The organism is Streptomyces sp. NPDC053560, assembly GCF_044544605.1.
Lineage (GTDB): Bacteria > Actinomycetota > Actinomycetes > Streptomycetales > Streptomycetaceae > Streptomyces.
Genome location: NZ_JBITXI010000011.1, coordinates 179,355 through 197,731 on the forward strand (window position 1 = coordinate 179,355; position 18,377 = coordinate 197,731).

Below are 18,377 nucleotides of genomic sequence, written 5' to 3' on the forward strand. Positions count from 1 at the left end.
GCGGCTGTGGCCAGTGCCCAGGAACGGGTGACTGTGGCGGGAGGGCCTGCCGGCTGGGCCTCGTGGGCCGTCGCTCGCCTCACCTTCGGGAGGGTGACGCGACGGCTGGCGAGGAGGCGACGCGCGGCGCTGCGGAAGCGTGCGGATCGCGGGATGACGACGGCCGAGTACGCCATGGGGACGTTGGCGGCCTGTGCGTTCGCCGCGGTGCTCTTCAAGGTCGTGACGAGCGGGTCGGTGAGTTCGGCCCTGAGTTCATTGATCGGCAGGGCGCTCCATGCCCCGGTCTGACACGGCCGTGTTCGTGAGAGGGAAAGTCGTCGCCGCGAGGGCGGCAGCCGTCTCGGCGAAGGCGTCGGGGGACCGGGGGATGGTGACGGCCGAGGCGGCGGCGGTGATTCCGACGCTGGTGCTGCTCGTGGCGATGCTCCTGTGGGGGCTGATGGCGGCGTGCGCGCAGATCCAGTGCGTGGACGCCGCCCGCGCCGGGGCTCGGGCGGCGGCGCGGGCGGAGGCCGAAGGCAGCACGCTGGCGGCCGCCCGGGAGATCGCCCCGCGGGACTCGCGGGTGGTGCTCGAACGGGAGGGTGACCTGGTCCGCGTACGGGTCGCGGCGGCGATTCCGGCGCTGGGGCCGCTGAACATGACGCTCAGAGGGGAGGCGGTCGCCCTTGCTGAGGAGACGGTGGGGCGGTGAGCCGCGGGAGCGCAGAGGCGATGAGGGTGCTGCGACGGTCTGCGCGGCGGTGAGTGCGATGGCGCTGTGCGTGGTGTTCGCCGTGGTGCTCACCCTCGGGCAGGCGGCGCTCGCCCGTCATCGGGCGGGCGCCGCGGCCGACCTGGCGGCGCTCGCCGCCGCGGGGCGGAGCCTGTACGGGGAGGACGAGGCGTGCGAAGCGGCCCGGAAGGTCGCGGCAGCACAGCACGCACGGCTGGTGCGGTGCTCCGTGCGGGCCGAGATCGCCGACGTGGCGGCGGAGTCCCGCGCGGGACCGTTCGCCCCGAGGAGCCGCTCCCGGGCGGGCCCCTCGGACGCGCCCTCACAGGTCCGCCCCCTGCCAGTTCACCTCGCCTCTCCGGCGGCTTCGGACGATCCGGTGTCGGCCTCGGGCGGCCCGGTGATGCCGTCGGGCGACTCGATGGCGGCTTCATGCGACCCGGTGGGCCGGGGGGTCGACGCCGCCGCGTCCGCTCCCCGCAGCAGTTCGGTCAGCAGGCGGATAGCGCCGCGCTTGTGGAGGGGTTCGTTGCCGTTGCCGCACTTGGGGGACTGGATGCAGGACGGGCAGCCGGCGTCGCACTCGCAGGAGGCGATGGCCTTGCGGGTGGCGGCGAGCCAGTCGGCGGCGGTGTGGAAGGCGCGTTCCGCGAAGCCCGCGCCGCCGGGGTGGCCGTCGTAGACGAAGACCGTCGGGAGCAGCGTGTCCGGGTGCAGGGGGACGGAGACGCCGCCGATGTCCCAGCGGTCGCAGGTGGCGAAGAGCGGAAGGATGCCGATGGAAGCGTGTTCGGCGGCGTGCAGGGCGCCGCCCAGCTGTTCCGGATTGACCCGGGCCGCGTCGAGCTGGTCCTCGGTCATGGTCCACCACACGGCGCGGGTGCGCAGCGTACGCGGCGGGAGGTCGAGCTTGGTCTCGCCGAGCACCTCACCCGTGATCAGTTTGCGGCGGAGGAAGGAGACGACCTGGTGGGTGACTTCGACGGAGCCGAAGCACAGGCGCGCGTCGCCCCACGGCACCTCGGTGTCGGTCTCCAGGATGGAGATGGCGGTGGTGTCGCGGGCGGCCGTGGAGTAGGGCGGCGTGGCCTCCTCGACCAGGGCGACGCTGTCCTCCAGGTCCAGGTGCTTCACCACGTACGTGCGGCCCTGGTGCAGGTGGACGGCGCCCTCGTGGACGGTGGAGTGCGATGCGGCCTCGTCGACCGTGCCCAGGAGCCGGCCCGTGGCGGCCTCCACGACCTGGACGGGGGAACCGCCCTGGCCGCGGATGTCGGTGAGGTCGGCGGCGCGTTCGCGGCGGGTCCAGTACCAGGACTTGCCGCGGCGGCGCAGCAGCCGGCGGCGCTCCAGGCCCGCCAGGACGTCCGGGGCCTCCGGGCCGAAGAGGGCCAGGTCCTCGGGCCCGAGCGGGATCTCCGCGGCGGCGGCGCACAGGTGGGGCCAGAGCACGTACGGGTTGTCGGGGTCGAGGACGGTCGACTCGACCGGCCGGTCGAAGAGGGCTTCGGGGTGGTGGACGAGGTAGGTGTCCAGCGGATCGTCGCGCGCGACGAGTACGGCGAGCGCGCCCTGCCCGGCGCGCCCGGCCCGGCCGGCCTGCTGCCACAGGGACGCGCGGGTGCCGGGATAACCGGAGATGAGCACGGCGTCCAGGCCGGAGACGTCGATGCCCAGTTCCAGTGCCGTGGTGGCGGCGAGGCCGAGCAGATCACCGGTGTGCAGGGCGCGCTCCAGGGCGCGGCGTTCTTCGGGGAGATAGCCGCCCCGGTACGCCGCGACCCGGCCGGGGAGGGAGCGGTCGATCTCGCTCAACCGCTCCTGGGCGATGAGGGCGATCAACTCGGCGCCGCGCCGGGAGCGTACGAAGGCGACGCTGCGGACGCCCTGTACGGCGAGGTCGGTGAGGAGGTCGGCGGTCTCGGCGGTGGCGGTGCGGCGTACGGGCGCGCCGTGTTCGCCGTGCAGTTCGGTCAGCGGCGGCTCCCACAGCGCGAAGACGACCTCACCGCGTGGCGAGGTGTCCTCGGTGATCTGCACGACCGGCGCGCCGATGAGCCGCCCGGCCGACTCGGCCGGCTCGGCGGAGGTCGCGGAGGCGAGCAGGAAGACCGGCTCGGAGCCGTAGCGCGCGCAGACCCGGCGCAGCCGGCGTATGACCTGGGCGACGTGCGACCCGAAGACACCGCGGTAGGTGTGGCACTCGTCGATGACCACGTAGCGCAGCGCGCGCAGGAAGGAGGACCAGCGGGGGTGGGCCGGGAGGATGCCGCGGTGCAGCATGTCGGGGTTGGTGAGGACGTAATTGCCGTACTGGCGCACCCATTCGCGTTCTTCGACCGGCGTGTCGCCGTCGTACACGGCCGGGCGGATCGCGGTGCCCAGCGGGGCGGCCAGGTTGCGGACGGCGCGCCGTTGGTCGGCGGCGAGGGCCTTGGTGGGGGCGAGGTACAGGGCGGTGGCGCCCCGGCCGTTGGGGGCCTCGGAACCGTCCAGCAGTCCGGACAGCACGGGGGCGAGGTACGCCAGCGATTTACCGGAGGCGGTGCCGGTGGCGACGATGACCGATTCGCCGTGCAACGCGTGTTCCGCCACGCGGGCTTGGTGCTTCCAGGGGCGCTCGATGCCCGTGGTACGAATGGCGTCGATCACTTCCGCACGGATAGATGCGGGCCAGTCGGCATGGCTGCCGATCCGCGGGGGCAAGTGCTCCGTATGAGTGATGCGCGTAGCGCGGATCTCTCCCCTGGCGAGACGGTCGAGGACCATGCCCGGGGAGGGGCGCGCACCCGCATCCGGCGGAGGTTGATTGGAGGCCATCGGCACCGAGTGTGTCACCGGTGTGACGGACAATGCTCTTAAGGCGTCGTGCGCGCCTGCTGGTAAGTGATTGAATGCCATCGCGGCTGCCGATCCATGGGGGGCGACCGCTCGATAGCAAGGTGCTGGAGGATCCGTGGACCTGTCCCTGTCGACCCGTACCGTTGGCGACCGTACGGTCGTCGACGTCGGTGGCGAGATTGATGTATACACCGCGCCCAAGCTGCGGGAGCAGCTGGTCGAGCTCGTGAATGACGGCAGCTACCACCTCGTGGTGGACATGGAGCGCGTCGACTTCCTCGACTCCACCGGGCTCGGCGTTCTGGTGGGTGGCCTGAAGCGGGTGCGTGCCCACGAGGGCTCGCTGCGCCTGGTCTGCAACCAGGAGCGCATTCTCAAGATCTTCCGTATTACCGGACTGACGAAGGTGTTCCCGATTCACACCTCGGTCGACGAGGCCGTCTCGGCCACCGACTGACAGCTGTCCGGTGCCCCGCGCCGCGTGTGCGGGGGCAGGAAGCAGTGGGGGGTACCGGGCGACGCGTCCGGCCCCCTGCCTAGCACGCCCGCATACCGAGGGGGATGGCAATGGCCACCGTCGAACTTCGTTTCAGTGCCCTTCCCGAGCACGTCCGGACCGCGCGCCTGGTCGCGGCCGCCGTGGCACGACGGGCCGGGGTGGACGAGGCGGTGCTCGACGAGGTGCGCCTCGCCGTCGGTGAGGCGTGCAGTCGCGCCGTCGGGCTGCACCGCAGCAATGACGTCGCCGCGCCGATCACGGTCATGCTGATCGAGGACGAGAAGAAGTTCTCCATCGAGGTCGGCGACGAGGTGCCGGGGTCGGCCGCGAGTTCCGTGCCGGGTGTGCAGCACGCGGCGGACGGTGATCCGGACGGCGCGGAGTCCGCGTCCGTCGACGAGGCCGAGGACGAGATGGGCCTCGCGGTGATCAGTGGTCTGGTCGACGACGTCGAGGTGTCCTCCAGCGACAACGGCGGCGTCATCCGGATGAGCTGGCCGACGGTCCCGGACCCGGTCCTGCCGTAACGAGCGCGTCCGCCGGTCCGAGCGCCGGCCGATCACGCCGCCCCTGCCGCCACCCGGCGAGCCTCGGCCGACCGGGCCCCGGCCGATTCCCGCGGCTCCGCCGCGCCATGCCCACCCGGCGCCCTGACCGACCTCTCGCGTCGGCCGCTGTCGTCATGCGCGGCCACTGTCACCGTCGCACCGCCGCCGTCGACGCCTACCGCCATTGTGCGCCCGGCCGGGCCCGGCCCGTCTTCGGCATATCCGCCGCCACGCGCCGGATCGAGCCCCGAGCGGCCCGTTCGCGCCACAATCGCCGCCGTAAGCCCGCACTGGGGCCCGCGACCGCCGGAGCCGGGCGCTCACGGCTCCCGGAGGGGCACGAACGCCCGGCGCGCACGGCTGCCGCAGCCCAGACCGCTACCGGGCCCGACCTCCCGCGCCGCGCCATAAGGGCCCCGCATGCCCCCGGCGGCTTCCACCCGGCCCCTGCCCGGTCCCTCCCCGCCCCCGCCCCCGCCCCCTCCTACCGTCGCCGTACCGCCTCGCACGCTGTTCGGACGGGCCCGGGGGTGGGAGCGGGTGTACCGGCGGGGCTACGCCTACGCCTACATGTTCGTACGCGTACGCACACGCGGGACGTTCCGTCAGCGCCGCGTGCCGGAACGGAGGGGGTGGCTCCGCGGCGCGCCCCGTACCGCCTGCGGGAAAAGGATCTCGCGCTCGCCTCTGAGCAGCGGCGTTCAATAGGACAGCGAGATCATCCGTGCGCGGTCAGCGAATTTGCTGCATTCCGTCGTACGGGCGAATTCTCGGAGCGATCACCTATTGATCTTCGCGGCTGCAGGCGAATTCCCTTTGACGCGTACTGTTTTGATCTAGTGCGGCTCCCTACAATCCGTCCACATCTTTGCTCAGGACGCCTGAGCGTGCATTCGCGCGCCCATGTGCCAAACGTCAAGGAGGACGAATGGCGGGGCCTTACACCCCTCAGATGCTCGACACCCCCACATACCTGGCCGAGCCATCACTGACGAGCGGCAACCGCGGCATCGTGCTGGTGATCGCCGTCGTGGCCCTGGCGGCGCTCGCCGTCGCGGCCGTGCTGGTACGGCAAGTGCTCGCGGCCGGCGAGGGCACCGACAGTATGAAGAAGATCGCCGCTGCCGTGCAGGAAGGCGCGAATGCCTATCTCGCGCGGCAGTTGCGCACCCTCGGCGTATTCGCCGTCGTGGTGTTCTTCCTGCTCATGCTGCTGCCCGCGGACACGTGGACGCAGCGCATCGGGCGCAGCGTGTTCTTCTTGATCGGCGCGGGATTCTCCGCGGCCACCGGCTATATCGGCATGTGGCTCGCGGTGCGCAGCAATGTGCGCGTGGCCGCGGCCGCCCGGGAAGCCACCCCGGCCGAAGGCGATACGGCGCCCCGTGATCTGACGGCCGTTTCGCACAAGGCGATGAAGATCGCTTTCCGTACGGGCGGGGTCGTCGGCATGTTCACGGTGGGCCTCGGCCTGCTGGGCGCCTCCTGCGTCGTCCTGGTCTACGCGGTCGACGCGCCGAAGGTGCTGGAGGGCTTCGGTCTCGGCGCCGCGCTGATCGCCATGTTCATGCGAGTCGGCGGCGGCATCTTCACCAAGGCGGCCGACGTCGGCGCCGACCTCGTCGGCAAGGTGGAGCAGGGTATTCCCGAGGACGACCCGCGCAACGCCGCGACCATCGCGGACAACGTGGGCGACAACGTCGGCGACTGCGCCGGCATGGCGGCCGACCTGTTCGAGTCGTACGCCGTCACCCTGGTCGCCGCGCTGATCCTCGGCATGGCCGCCTTCGGTGACTCGGGCCTCGCCTTCCCGCTGATCGTCCCGGCCATCGGCGTGGTCACGGCGATGATCGGCATCTTCGTCGTCGCGCCCCGGCGTTCCGACCGCAGCGGCATGACCGCCATCAACCGCGGCTTCTTCATCTCCGCCGCCATCTCGCTGGTCCTGGTGGCGATCGCCGCCTTCACGTACCTGCCGTCCACCTACGCGGGCCTGACCGGCGTCACCGACGAGGCGATCACCGGCCGGGCGGGCGACCCGCGCATCCTGGCCCTGGTCGCGGTCGCCATCGGCATCGTGCTCGCCGCGCTCATCCAGCAGCTGACCGGCTACTTCACCGAGACCAACCGGCGCCCCGTACGGGACATCGGCAAGACCTCGCTGACCGGCCCCGCGACCGTCGTGCTGTCCGGCATCTCCATCGGACTGGAGTCGGCGGTCTACTCGGCCGTGCTGATCGGCCTGGCCGTGTACGGCGCGTTCCTGCTGGGCGGCACGTCCATCATGCTGGCGCTGTTCGCCGTCGCGCTCGCCGGTACGGGCCTGCTGACCACGGTCGGCGTCATCGTCGCCATGGACACCTTCGGGCCGGTCTCCGACAACGCGCAGGGCATCGCCGAGATGTCCGGTGACGTGACGGGCGACGGCGCGCAGGTCCTCACCGACCTGGACGCCGTCGGCAACACCACGAAGGCCATCACCAAGGGCATCGCCATCGCGACGGCGGTGCTCGCGGCGGCCGCGCTGTTCGGTTCGTACCGCGACGCGATCGCCAAGGCCGTGGGGGAGGTGGGTGACGCCGCCACGGGCATGGGGCTGAGCCTGGACATCTCCCAGCCGAACAACCTGGTCGGGCTGGTCCTGGGCGCCGCGGTGGTCTTCCTCTTCTCCGGACTGGCCATCAATGCCGTGTCCCGCTCGGCGGGTTCGGTGGTCTTCGAGGTGCGCCGGCAGTTCCGGGAGAAGCCCGGGATCATGGACTACACCGAGAAGCCGGAGTACGGCCGGGTCGTCGACATCTGCACCAAGGACGCGCTCCGCGAGCTGGCCACCCCCGGCCTGCTGGCGGTGCTCACGCCCATCGCGGTCGGCTTCTCGCTCGGCGTCGGCGCGCTCGGCTCCTTCCTGGCGGGCGCGATCGGCACCGGCACTCTGATGGCGGTGTTCCTCGCCAACTCCGGCGGTGCCTGGGACAACGCCAAGAAGCTGGTCGAGGACGGCCACCACGGCGGCAAGGGCAGCGAGGCGCACGCGGCCACCGTCATCGGTGACACCGTGGGCGACCCGTTCAAGGACACCGCGGGCCCGGCCATCAACCCGCTGCTGAAGGTGATGAACCTGGTGGCGCTGCTCATCGCGCCCGCCGTGGTCAAGTTCAGCTACGGCAACGACGCGAACATGGGCGTACGGGTCACGGCCGCGGTCGTCGCGCTGCTCATCATCGTGGTCGCGGTGTACCTCTCCAAGCGCCGCGGCATCGCCGTGGGTGACGAAGACAACTCCGGCAAGGTCGCTCAGACGGCCGACCCGGCGGTCGTTTCCTAGCGGGCGGCGGCACAGCCCCTCAACGGGCGGGTGGCCGAGGCGTTTTGTGCGCCTGGGCCACCCGCCCGTACGTATGCCCGGAGCGAGAGGTATCGGTCACCGTCCCTTGGTGCAAATGGCTTCAATGCGGGTCGTACGGGATGCTCGTCTCATGGTCAAAGCCTGTTGGGCGTGTATGTTCCGGGGCCGAGAGCCATGGAAGGGACCAATCCGGTGAACAAGAAGCTTGCGGCTGCACTGTCCGGCGGTGCGGCACTGGTGCTCGCGCTGGCCGGCTGCAGCGACGACAGCAACAAGAAGCTCGACGACTGGGCCAAGCGTTTCTGCGATCCGGCGCAGGCTCAGTTCAAGCAGATCCAGGACGCCAACGCGTCGATGCAGACCGCGGACGACGGGACGACCGACTCCAAGAAGGTCCAGCAGACCGACTCGCAGGCGTTCCAGCGCATCTCGGACGCTTACGGCTCGCTGGCCAAGTCGCTGGACAAGGCGGGCGCCCCGCCGGTCGACGGCGGCGCCGCCGACCAGAAGAACGCGGTCAAGGAGCTGAAGGGCCTCTCCTCGGGCTACGCGGACCTCAAGAAGGAGGTCGACGGCCTGGACACCAAGGACAAGCAGAAGTTCGCCGACGGGCTGCGCTCGCTGTCGGACGGCATCAACAAGCTCAACAAGAAGAGCGAGGCCGCCTTCAAGAAGCTGGAGTCCGGCGACGTCGGCAAGGCGATGTCGGGTCAGAAGGGCTGCCAGACCCAGAAGGCGTCGACCTCGCCGCAGAAGGGCTCCTGAGCGGTAGCCGTACGCACGGCGGCGGCCCGGCCCTCCTGACGGCTCGTCCGTACGGGACCGGCCGGGCCGCGGCCGTCGTGCCGGTGGTTCGCCGTCGGCGGTTGCCCTGACAATGGGGAGTGTGAGTACGCACCTCCCCGTCGCAGACGACCGAGACCCCCAGTCCGCCGCCCGCACCGCCCGGCTGCGGGAGGCGCTGCTGGCCGCCGGCTTCACCGCCGACGGCCTGCTGGAGCTGCTCGGCGCCACCGCCTACGCCGCGCTGGCCCGCAGCGAGACCGTGCCGGCCCTGCGCGCCACCAGAGGCGAGGGCCCGCTGCCGGCCCTGGTGCGGCTCTTCCTGCTCCAGCAGCCGGTGCCGGCGGCGCGCGCGGGCGCCGCGCTGCCCCTGGACGACTGCCTCGCCGACGGCTGGCTCGTCCGGGACGGCGACGAGGTACGCGCGACCGTGGACGTCCGCCCGTACGGCGGCCCCGAGGGCCAGGACTGGTGGATCGTCTCCGACCTGGGCTGCGCGGTCGGCGGCGCGGGCGGCATCGGCCGCGGCCCGGCCGGCGTGGACCGCGGCGAGCTGGTGCTCGGCGTGGGCGGCGCGTCCACCACGCTCGCGGGCCTCATGCTGCGCCCCCAGGCCGGTGCGCCGGCCGCCGGGCCGCACTTCGACTCCGTCCTCGACCTCGGCACGGGCTCCGGCGTCCAGGCGCTGCACGCCGCCGAGTACGCGACCCGCGTCACCGCGACGGACCTGAACCCGCGGGCGCTGCGCATCGCCGCGCTCACCCTCGCGCTGTCCGGTGCCCGGCCCGCCGATCTCCGGGAGGGCTCGCTGTTCGAGCCGGTCGGCGAGGAGACGTACGACCTGATCGTCTCGAACCCGCCCTTCGTGATCTCCCCGGGCGCCCGGCTCACGTACCGCGACGGCGGCATGGGCGGCGACGACCTGTGCCGCACGCTGGTGCAGCAGTCGGCCGGCCATCTGAACGACGGCGGGTACTGCCAGCTGCTGGCGAACTGGCAGCACGTCGAGGGCGAGGACTGGAAGGACCGGGTGCGCTCCTGGGTGCCGCGCGGCTGCGACGCCTGGATCGTGCAGCGCGAGGTGCAGGACGTCACGCAGTACGCCGAGCTGTGGCTGCGGGACGCCGGCGACCACCGGGCGGGCCCCGAGGAGTACGCCGCGCGGTACGAGGCGTGGCTGGAGGAGTTCGAGGCACGCAAGACCAAGGCGATCGGCTTCGGGTGGATCACGCTGCGCAAGTCCGGCGCCGACGAGCCGTCGATCACGATCGAGGAGTGGCCGCACCCGGTCGAGCAGCCGCTCGGCCCCGCCGTCCTCGGCCACTTCGCGCGGCAGGACTTCCTGCGGGCCACGGACGACGCGGCGCTGCTTGCCGGGCGGTTCAAGCTCGCCCCCGAGGTCGTGCAGGAGCAGGTCGGGCTGCCGGGCGCCGAGGACCCGGAGCACGTGGTGCTCCGTCAGAACCGGGGCATGCGGCGGGCCACGAAGGTCGACACGGTCGGCGCGGGCTTCGCCGGGGTCTGTGACGGCTCGCTCCCGGCCGGGCGCATCCTGGACGCCATCGCGCAGCTGGTCGGCGACGACCCGGTACTGCTGCGGGACCGTACGCCGGAGGCGATCCGCATGCTGGTCGAACAGGGCTTCCTGGAGCCGGTCGGCGGCCCGGCGGACGACGGGGACCCGGCCGAGGGCTGACACGGCCTCCCCGGGGCCGGCCTCCGGGAGCGGACGTGAAGCCCCTGGGGAGGCCGTGGGGAGCCCGTACGGGGGAGGGCGCGCGCGTGTTCACCCGGCGTTCGCCGGGGGGACGCGCGGGGCTGCCACGCTGCGGCCATGGAAAGTGGTCCCGCGCTGTTCTCCGGTGCTGCCTTCACGCTCTTCGGCGGCGGACTGCTGCTCTGGCTGGTGGCGCGCCTCGGTTTCCACGCACCCGTCGCTCACGGGGTCGGCCGCCCGCTCGCGGTGACCATGACCGCGCTCTTCGGCACGCTCTTCCTCGCGGTGGGCGGCTGGCTGCTCTCGGCGGCCTGACGCTCCGGGAGCCCGGCTGCTCTCGAAGGCACCGGCCCGGCCGTCGGCCGCGGCCCCGCCCCCGTCTCCGGTGCCCTCAGCCCGTCACGTTCCGTACGACGCCCCAGACGGCCGCGAGCGCGAGCGCGACGGCGAGCGTGCGTGTCCTGGGCCGGACACGGTAGCGGCGGCCCCGCAGTCCTTCGTAGAGCAGCCGTCCTCCCACGTAGGCGGTGAGCGGCACCCCGAGGACCAGCAGCGCCGCGTTGTCGTGGAACGCCGCGGACAGGTCGCCGTGCAGCAGGTCGTACGCCATGCGGGTGCCCCCGCACACCGGGCAGAGCAGCCCGGTCATGACGTTGAACGGGCAGCGCGGCAGCAGCTGTCCGGGCTGGTGTGGGTCGGTGTGCCACAGATACGCGCAGGCCGCCGTGGTGAGGCCGGTCATCGCCAGCGCCCCGAGGAGCGTCGTCCGCCGCACCCGTCGCGGGTCGGCCCGCTGCCGGTCGTCCGGCTTTCCGCCGGCCTGCTGCCCGCCGTCCGGTGCTGCGTACGGCGACCCACTGGGACTCGCCCACGGCGACTCATCGGGCGCTGCGTACGGCGACTCACCAGGTGCCGCGTACGGCGGTGCTTCCGGAGGGGCGGCCGACGACGTACCCGGAGTGGTGTGCGACGGCACGCCCGAGGTGGCGTGGGGCGACGCGCCCGGAGGGGCGGTCGGCGACGCGCCCGGAGCGGGCGGGGCCGTCGGTGTCGCCGCACCCGGTACCGCATGTATGTGGCCGCCGTGCTGCTCCGTCATGGCCGGCGCCCCCGAAGACGTATGAGTGTGTGACCGGCCACCCATCCTGCCAGCCGCCCCGGCACCGGGTGCCGGCCCCTGTCCCGCGCCGCCGGAGACCCGCTTCCCGGCGTGGTGCCGCCCGGAACCGGAATTTCCGGCGGGCCCCTTCCGTTCCAGCCGGGCGGAGTGCACGGAGCCGAATCCGGAGCGTCTTCTTCCGTGCCGCGCCGGCCCCCGGCGCGCCCCGTGGCGGCCCCTTCCGCGGCCCCCGCAGGGCACGTGATCACGCAGGGTGCCGGGACCGGCGGAGCGCGGTCCGGGCGGCACGAAGGGCTGGACTCGGGTTACCGTTCGAGTGGCGTTGTGGGCTTTTTCCGTTTGACACGGGGGCGGGATGTACCGTCACACTCCGCAGCGTCACCGCAGAGTCGCCCTCGGGAGTTCCGTCCCGGGGTACCCCCCAGCGTCGACCGGAGAGAAGAGCGAAGTTGTCCCCGACCAGCGACACCGCACAAGGCGGCGGCCGCCGACTCGTCATCGTCGAGTCGCCTGCCAAGGCGAAGACGATCAAGGGCTACCTCGGCCCTGGATACGTCGTCGAAGCGAGCGTCGGGCACATCCGTGACCTTCCGAACGGCGCGGCCGAGGTCCCGGCGAAGTACAAGGGCGAGTCCTGGGCGCGTCTCGGCGTGAACGTCGACGCCGATTTCCAGCCGATCTATGTCGTGAACAGCGACAAGAAGGACCAGGTCAAAAAGCTCAAGGAGCTGCTGGCCGAGTCCGACGAACTCTTCCTCGCCACCGATGAGGACCGCGAGGGCGAGGCCATCGCCTGGCATCTCCAGGAGATCCTCAAGCCCAAGGTCCCCGTCCACCGCATGGTCTTCCACGAGATCACCAAGGACGCCATCCGGGACGCCGTGGCGAACCCGCGCGAGCTGAACAAGAAGCTCGTCGACGCCCAGGAGACCCGCCGCATCCTCGACCGCCTCTATGGCTACGAGGTCTCGCCGGTCCTGTGGAAGAAGGTCATGCCCCGGCTGTCGGCCGGCCGCGTGCAGTCCGTCGCCACCCGGCTCGTCGTCGAGCGGGAGCGCGAGCGCATCGCCTTCCGCTCCGCCGAGTACTGGGATCTGACCGGCACCTTCGCCACCGGCCGTGAGGGCGACGCGAGCGACCCGGGCACCTTCGGCGCCCGCCTGACCACCGTCGACGGCCGCCGCGTGGCCCAGGGCCGCGACTTCGGCGCCGACGGCCGGCTCAAGAGCGACCAGGTCCTGCACCTGGACGAGGCGAACGCCCGCGCGCTGGCCGCCGCCCTGGAGGACACGCGCTTCGCAGTCCGCTCGGTCGAGTCCAAGCCGTACCGCCGCTCCCCGTACGCCCCGTTCCGTACGACGACGCTGCAGCAGGAGGCCAGCCGCAAGCTGGGCTTCGGTGCGAAGTCGACCATGCAGGTGGCCCAGAAGCTGTACGAGAACGGCTTCATCACCTATATGCGTACGGACTCCACGACGCTGTCGGACACCGCCGTCGCGGCGGCCCGTACGCAGGTCACGCAGCTCTACGGTGCCGACTACCTCCCGGAGAAGCCGCGCTCCTACGCGGGCAAGGTCAAGAACGCGCAGGAGGCGCACGAGGCGATCCGCCCCTCCGGCGACCGCTTCCGCACGCCCGCCGAGACCGGTCTGACCGGCGACCAGTTCAAGCTGTACGAGCTGATCTGGAAGCGCACCGTCGCGTCGCAGATGAAGGACGCCACCGGCAACAGCGTCACCGTCAAGCTCGGCGGTACGGCGAGCGACGGCCGGGACGCCGAGTTCAGCGCGTCCGGCAAGACCATCACCTTCCACGGCTTCCTCAAGGCGTACGTCGAGGGCGCCGACGACCCGAACGCCGAGCTGGACGACCGCGAGCGCCGGCTGCCGCAGGTCGCCGAGGGCGACCCGCTGACCGCCCGCGAGATGTCCGTCGACGGCCACGCCACCAAGCCGCCGGCCCGCTACACCGAGGCCACGCTGGTCAAGGAGCTGGAGGAGCGGGAGATCGGCCGTCCGTCGACGTACGCGTCGATCATCGGCACCATCCTGGACCGCGGCTACGTCTTCAAGAAGGGCACGGCCCTGGTGCCGTCCTTCTTGTCCTTCGCCGTGGTCAACCTCCTGGAGAAGCACTTCGGGCGGCTCGTCGACTACGACTTCACCGCCAAGATGGAGGACGACCTCGACGCCATCGCGCGCGGCGAGGCCCAGTCCGTGCCGTGGCTGCGCCGCTTCTACTTCGGTGAGGGCGAGGCCGAGGGCGCCGCCTCCGAGGCGGGCAACGGCGACGGCGACCACCTGGGCGGTCTGAAGGAACTGGTCACCGACCTGGGCGCGATCGACGCCCGCGAGGTGTCCTCCTTCCCGGTCGGCGACGGCATCGTCCTCCGGGTGGGCCGCTACGGCCCCTACGTGGAGCGCGGCGAGAAGGACACCGACAACCACCAGCGCGCCGATGTGCCGGACGATCTGGCACCCGACGAGCTGACCGTGGAGTTCGCCGAGGAGCTGCTGGCCAAGCCCAGCGGCGACTTCGAGCTGGGCACGGACCCGGAGACCGGCCACCAGATCGTGGCCAAGGACGGCCGGTACGGCCCGTACGTCACCGAGATCCTGCCCGACGGCACCCCGAAGACCGGCAAGAACGCGGTCAAGCCGCGCACGGCCTCGCTCTTCAAGTCGATGTCCCTGGACACGGTCACGCTGGCGGACGCGCTGAAGCTGATGTCGCTGCCGCGGGTGGTCGGCCAGGACGCCGAGGGCGTGGACATCACCGCGCAGAACGGCCGCTACGGCCCGTACCTGAAGAAGGGCACGGACTCGCGCTCCCTGGAGAGCGAGGAGCAGCTCTTCACCATCACGGTCGACGAGGCGCTGGAGATCTACTCCAAGCCCAAGCAGCGCGGCCGGGCCGCCGCCAAGCCGCCGCTGAAGGAGCTGGGCACCGACCCGGTCAGCGAGAAGCCGGTCGTGGTCAAGGACGGCCGCTTCGGCCCGTACGTCACCGACGGCGAGACCAACGCGACGCTGCGGCGGGACGACGACGTCGAGTCGATCACTCCCGAGCGCGGGTACGAGCTGCTCGCCGAGAAGCGCGCCAAGGGCCCGGCCAAGAAGAAGACCGCGGCGAAGAAGACGACGGCCAAGAAGGCGCCGGCGAAGAAGACCGCCGCCAAGAAGACGGCCGCGAAGAAGACGACGGCCAAGAAGACGACCGCGAAGAAGACCGCGGCCAAGAAGACGGCGAAAACCAGCCCGTCCGGCGAATGAGGCCGGCGCCCGGCGGGCGTCCCTCGGAGCAGGACCGCCAGGTCCGCTCCTATGTTCGGGCAGGGACCCGGTGTGTCACCGGGTCCCGCTAGGCTGGCGGAATGACGCGTACCGAGCAGCCAACGGTCGTGACCCCCACATCCGGCGCCCTCGCCGCGGACTCCCGCGAGCGCGCCGTGCGAGCCCTGTTGCGCTTCCCTCCGCTCAAACGGCTGTGGAGCGCCCAGTTCGTCGGTGGCATCGGTGATGCCCTCGGCGTGCTGGTCCTGGTTCTGCTCGCGCTTCAAGCGGCGGTCTTCACCCCCCACGGAGGCGCCGCGGCCTTCGGTGGCGGATACCGGGGCGCGGCCTTCGCGGTCGCCGCCGTTTTCGGTGCCCGCCTCCTGTCGACGTTGCTCTTCGGTGCCGTGCTGCTCGGCCCGCTCTCCGCGCTGACCGCCCCCGACGGCCCGCTGGACCGTCGCTGGACGATGATCGCCGCGGACGGCGTACGTGCCCTGGCGCTGATCGTCGCCCCCCTGTGGATCGACTGGCTCCCGGGCAACGCCCTGGCCTGCGTGCTGATCACGGCCTTCGTGACCGGCGTCGCCGAGCGCTTCTGGACGGTGTGCCGGGAGAGCGCGGCGCCCGGGCTGCTGCCCGCGCCTCCCGCCGAGGGCGACGCCGTGAGACCGCAGCCGGACCACCACGACGCGCTGCGCCGGCTCTTCCTGCGCACGGGCTTCGTGTCGCTGCCCATCGCCGCCGCCGGCCTCCTGGTCGTCACCCTCATCGGCAACGCCCTGGGCGCGGGCATCGAGTGGTTCCACACCCACCAGGCGGCCCTCGGCTCGTACGTGGCCGCCGGCCTGTTCGCCGCGTCCGTCTCGATCCTGTACTTCCTCGCGTTCCCCGGCTCCCGTACGCCGCGTCCGCGCTCGCCTCTTGAGGGGCTGCGCCGCCCCAAGAGCGGCACCGGCGTCGACAAGGGGCGCACGGGCGCGATCCCGCTCCTCGTGCTGGCCTGCGCGGCGGTGGCCGCCGCGATCGCCGCCGCCGTCGCCGTCAGCGTCCTGCACGTGCGCGACCTCGGGGGCGGCCCGGTCGGCTTCGGCCTCTTCGTGCTGGCACTGAGCGGTGGCCCGGTCGTCGGCATCCGCAGGGCCCGCAAGATCCTGCCCGGCTTCTCCCGCCGCCGGCTGCTCGCCCTCTCCGTCGCCGTCACCGGCCTCGCGCTGCTGGCCATGGGCCTGGTCCCCGACCCGACCACGGTCCTGCTGCTGGCGCTGCTCGCCGGGGTGAGCGCCGGTGTCGCGGCCAACACCGGACACGTCCTCCTCGACCAGGAGTCCGAGGAGTTCCGTACCTCCCGCACGACCGAGCACCTGCACGCCGTCGTACGGCTCGCCGTCGCGCCCGCCGCGATCATTGGCCCGCTGCTGGCCGCCGGCATCGGCCCGCACCACCTCGGGAACGGCTCGTTCGTCTTCGCGCACGGCGGTGCCGCGTTCACGCTCATGCTCGTCGGCGCGCTGCTGCTGCCGGTCGCCGCGTGGGTGCTCGGCAAGACCGACGACCGGCAGGGCGTACCGCTCCGCCGCGACCTGCGCGAGGCGCTGCGCGGCGGCGACCCGGAGCAGGCCCCGGCGTCGACCGGCTTCTTCATCGCCCTGGAGGGCGGCGACGGGGCCGGCAAGTCCACCCAGGTCGAGGCGCTCGCCGACTGGATAAGGGCCAAGGGCCACGAGGTCGTGGTGACCCGCGAGCCGGGCGCCACCGCCATCGGCAAGCGGCTGCGCTCGATCATCCTGGACGTCTCCACCTCCGGCCTCTCCGACCGGGCCGAGGCCCTGATGTTCGCCGCGGACCGCGCCGAGCACGTGAACAGCGTGATCCGGCCCGCCCTGGAGCGCGGCGCCGTCGTCATCACCGACCGGTACATCGACTCCTCGGTGGCGTACCAGGGCGCGGGCCGCAACCTCGCCCCCACCGAGATCGCCCGCATCTCCCGCTGGGCCACCGACGGCCTCGTCCCGCACCTCACGGTCCTGCTGGACGTATCCCCGGAGACCGCCCGCGAGCGCTTCACCGAGGCGCCGGACCGGCTGGAGTCCGAGCCCGCGGAGTTCCACGAGCGGGTGCGCAGCGGCTTCCTCGCGCTCGCCTCCGCCGACCCGGCGCGCTATCTGGTCGTGGACGCCGGGCAGGAGCCCGAGGCCGTCACCACGGTCGTACGGCACCGCCTGGACCAGGTGCTGCCGCTGTCCGAGTCCGAGGTCGAGGCCCAGGCCGAGGCGCGCAAGGCCGCCGAGGAGGAGGCACGCAGGAAGGCCGAGGAAGAGGCCGCGCGCAAGGCCGAGGAGGAGCGGCAGGAGCGCGAGCGCCAGGAGCAGCTCGCCCGGCTGCGCGCCGAGGAGGAGGAGCGCAAGCGCCGCGAGATCGAAGCCGCCAAGGCGCGCGAGGCCGCGCGGCAGGCGGAGGAGGCCCGGCAGCGTGCCGAGGAGGCCCGCCGCCAGGCCGAGGAGGAGCGCCGGCGCCGGGAGGCCGAGGAGGCCGCCCGTCAGGCCGAGCAGGAGCGGCTGCGCCGGCAGCACGAAGAGGAGAAGCGGCTCCGCCAGGAGGCCGAGGAGCGCCGCCTGGAGAAGCAGCGCAAGGCGGAGGAGGCGCTGCTCCGCGCCGAGCAGGCGCGGCTCGCCGCGGCCACGGCGGCCGAGGGCGTCCACGACGCCGACGCGCCGACCACCGAGACGCCGGTCTTCAGCATGCGCAAGAAGTACGTGGAGGACGCGCAGGGCTCCGCTTCGGACGCGGCGGAGACCGTGCCCGGTGGGACGCCGCGGGTGGACATGCACAAGGAGGCGGCGCCCGGCTCCGGGAACGCGCCCCGCTCCGGCGCCGAAGCCGGGGACCGGGACGCCCGGCCCGGCTCCGACCCCGAGGAGACCGCGGTGCTCCCGCAGCCCGAGCCGGCCCGGGACGACGACCGGCCCGAGTCCGGCCGGCGGACGTCCCCCGCGGGCTCCGACGCCGCCGATGAGACCGCCGTGCTGCCGTCCGTACGTCCGGAGGAGGCGGACCGGAGCCGTGCGGCCGATGAGACCGCCGTGCTGCCGCCCGTGCGTCCCGAGGGCCCGGAGGACCGGGTTCCGTCGTGGATGTTCCGCCCGGAGGAGGGCGGCACGCGACGGCCGGCGGCCGAGTCGAGCACCGAGCGCACCGCCGAGCTGCCGCAGATCGACCCGGCGACCGGCCGGCCCGCCGGGCAGTCGCCGTACGAGTCGTACGCGCCGCAGCAGCCGCACCCGCAGTACGAGCAGCAGGCGCGGCCGGCCGGCCGCCGGCGCCCGGAGTGGGCCGAGGAGACCCCGCTGGACGACCTCCCGACCCTCGCGGACGAGCTGCTCGGCCCGCGCGACACGGAAGAGGAGGAGCAGCGCGGCCGCCGCGGCCGCCGCTGACCCCCGACTCCCGACCCTGGCCCCCGGTACATGCGCGTACCGGGGGCCGGGGCGTTTTCGGGTGGGTGGGCGACCCGGTACCGGGTGGGGCTGCCG

12 protein-coding genes and 1 pseudogene are annotated in these 18,377 nt (G+C 72.6%); 11 read left to right on the forward strand and 2 right to left on the reverse strand.

All coding sequences use genetic code 11. From position 1 onward, the window contains the following. Positions 1–153: 153 nt before the first annotated feature. From ACIGQF_RS26475 to ACIGQF_RS26485, 3 genes and pseudogenes are all read left to right on the forward strand, one after another. A complete protein-coding gene (locus ACIGQF_RS26475) occupies positions 154–291 on the forward strand; it encodes a DUF4244 domain-containing protein (protein WP_234426722.1) in 138 nt (45 codons plus the stop codon). Positions 292–370: 79 nt separating this feature from the next. Continuing rightward, a complete protein-coding gene (locus ACIGQF_RS26480; RefSeq protein WP_399715119.1) occupies positions 371–697 on the forward strand; it encodes a TadE family type IV pilus minor pilin in 327 nt (108 codons plus the stop codon). Positions 698–755: 58 nt separating this feature from the next. Beyond that, positions 756–968: pseudogene (locus ACIGQF_RS26485) on the forward strand (Rv3654c family TadE-like protein); the annotation flags it as partial. 95 nt (positions 969–1,063) lie between these two features. Here the strand turns inward: ACIGQF_RS26485 and ACIGQF_RS26490 are convergent. Next, positions 1,064–3,619: a DEAD/DEAH box helicase gene (locus ACIGQF_RS26490; RefSeq protein WP_399714811.1), complete on the reverse strand. Its 2,556-nt coding sequence runs from the start codon at positions 3,617–3,619 to the stop codon at positions 1,064–1,066. A 55-nt stretch (positions 3,620–3,674) separates the two neighbouring features. Between ACIGQF_RS26490 and bldG the strand changes: the two genes are divergently transcribed. From bldG to ACIGQF_RS26520, 6 genes are all read left to right on the forward strand, one after another. Next, positions 3,675–4,016, forward strand: coding sequence for an anti-sigma factor antagonist BldG (gene bldG, locus ACIGQF_RS26495; protein ID WP_052866070.1), 342 nt, complete (start codon positions 3,675–3,677; stop codon positions 4,014–4,016). A 110-nt stretch (positions 4,017–4,126) separates the two neighbouring features. Beyond that, complete coding sequence (locus ACIGQF_RS26500) at positions 4,127–4,585, forward strand: ATP-binding protein (RefSeq protein ID WP_399714814.1); 459 nt, start codon at positions 4,127–4,129, stop codon at positions 4,583–4,585. A gap of 949 nt (positions 4,586–5,534) precedes the next feature. Next, on the forward strand, positions 5,535–7,931 hold the full coding sequence (locus ACIGQF_RS26505; protein ID WP_399714817.1) for a sodium-translocating pyrophosphatase: 2,397 nt from the start codon (positions 5,535–5,537) through the stop codon (positions 7,929–7,931). 213 nt (positions 7,932–8,144) lie between these two features. Then, positions 8,145–8,717: a small secreted protein gene (locus ACIGQF_RS26510; protein WP_399714820.1), complete on the forward strand. Its 573-nt coding sequence runs from the start codon at positions 8,145–8,147 to the stop codon at positions 8,715–8,717. A gap of 121 nt (positions 8,718–8,838) precedes the next feature. Next, complete coding sequence (locus tag ACIGQF_RS26515) at positions 8,839–10,431, forward strand: methyltransferase (RefSeq protein ID WP_399714823.1); 1,593 nt, start codon at positions 8,839–8,841, stop codon at positions 10,429–10,431. Between the two features lie 138 nt (positions 10,432–10,569). Further along, positions 10,570–10,767 carry a hypothetical protein gene (locus tag ACIGQF_RS26520; protein WP_399714825.1) on the forward strand — a complete coding sequence of 66 codons (198 nt, stop codon included), beginning with the start codon at positions 10,570–10,572 and terminating at the stop codon, positions 10,765–10,767. A gap of 76 nt (positions 10,768–10,843) precedes the next feature. On the opposite strand, the gene ACIGQF_RS26525 is transcribed toward ACIGQF_RS26520, so the two are convergent. Next, positions 10,844–11,551: a DUF2752 domain-containing protein gene (locus ACIGQF_RS26525; RefSeq protein WP_399714827.1), complete on the reverse strand. Its 708-nt coding sequence runs from the start codon at positions 11,549–11,551 to the stop codon at positions 10,844–10,846. 470 nt (positions 11,552–12,021) lie between these two features. Here ACIGQF_RS26525 and topA point away from each other — a divergent pair, with 470 nt between their 5' ends. Beyond that, positions 12,022–14,844, forward strand: a complete 2,823-nt coding sequence (gene topA / locus ACIGQF_RS26530; protein WP_399714830.1) for a type I DNA topoisomerase — start codon at positions 12,022–12,024, stop codon at positions 14,842–14,844. A gap of 101 nt (positions 14,845–14,945) precedes the next feature. Continuing rightward, positions 14,946–18,281 carry a dTMP kinase gene (gene tmk / locus ACIGQF_RS26535; RefSeq protein WP_399714833.1) on the forward strand — a complete coding sequence of 1,112 codons (3,336 nt, stop codon included), beginning with the start codon at positions 14,946–14,948 and terminating at the stop codon, positions 18,279–18,281. Positions 18,282–18,377 lie beyond the last annotated feature (96 nt).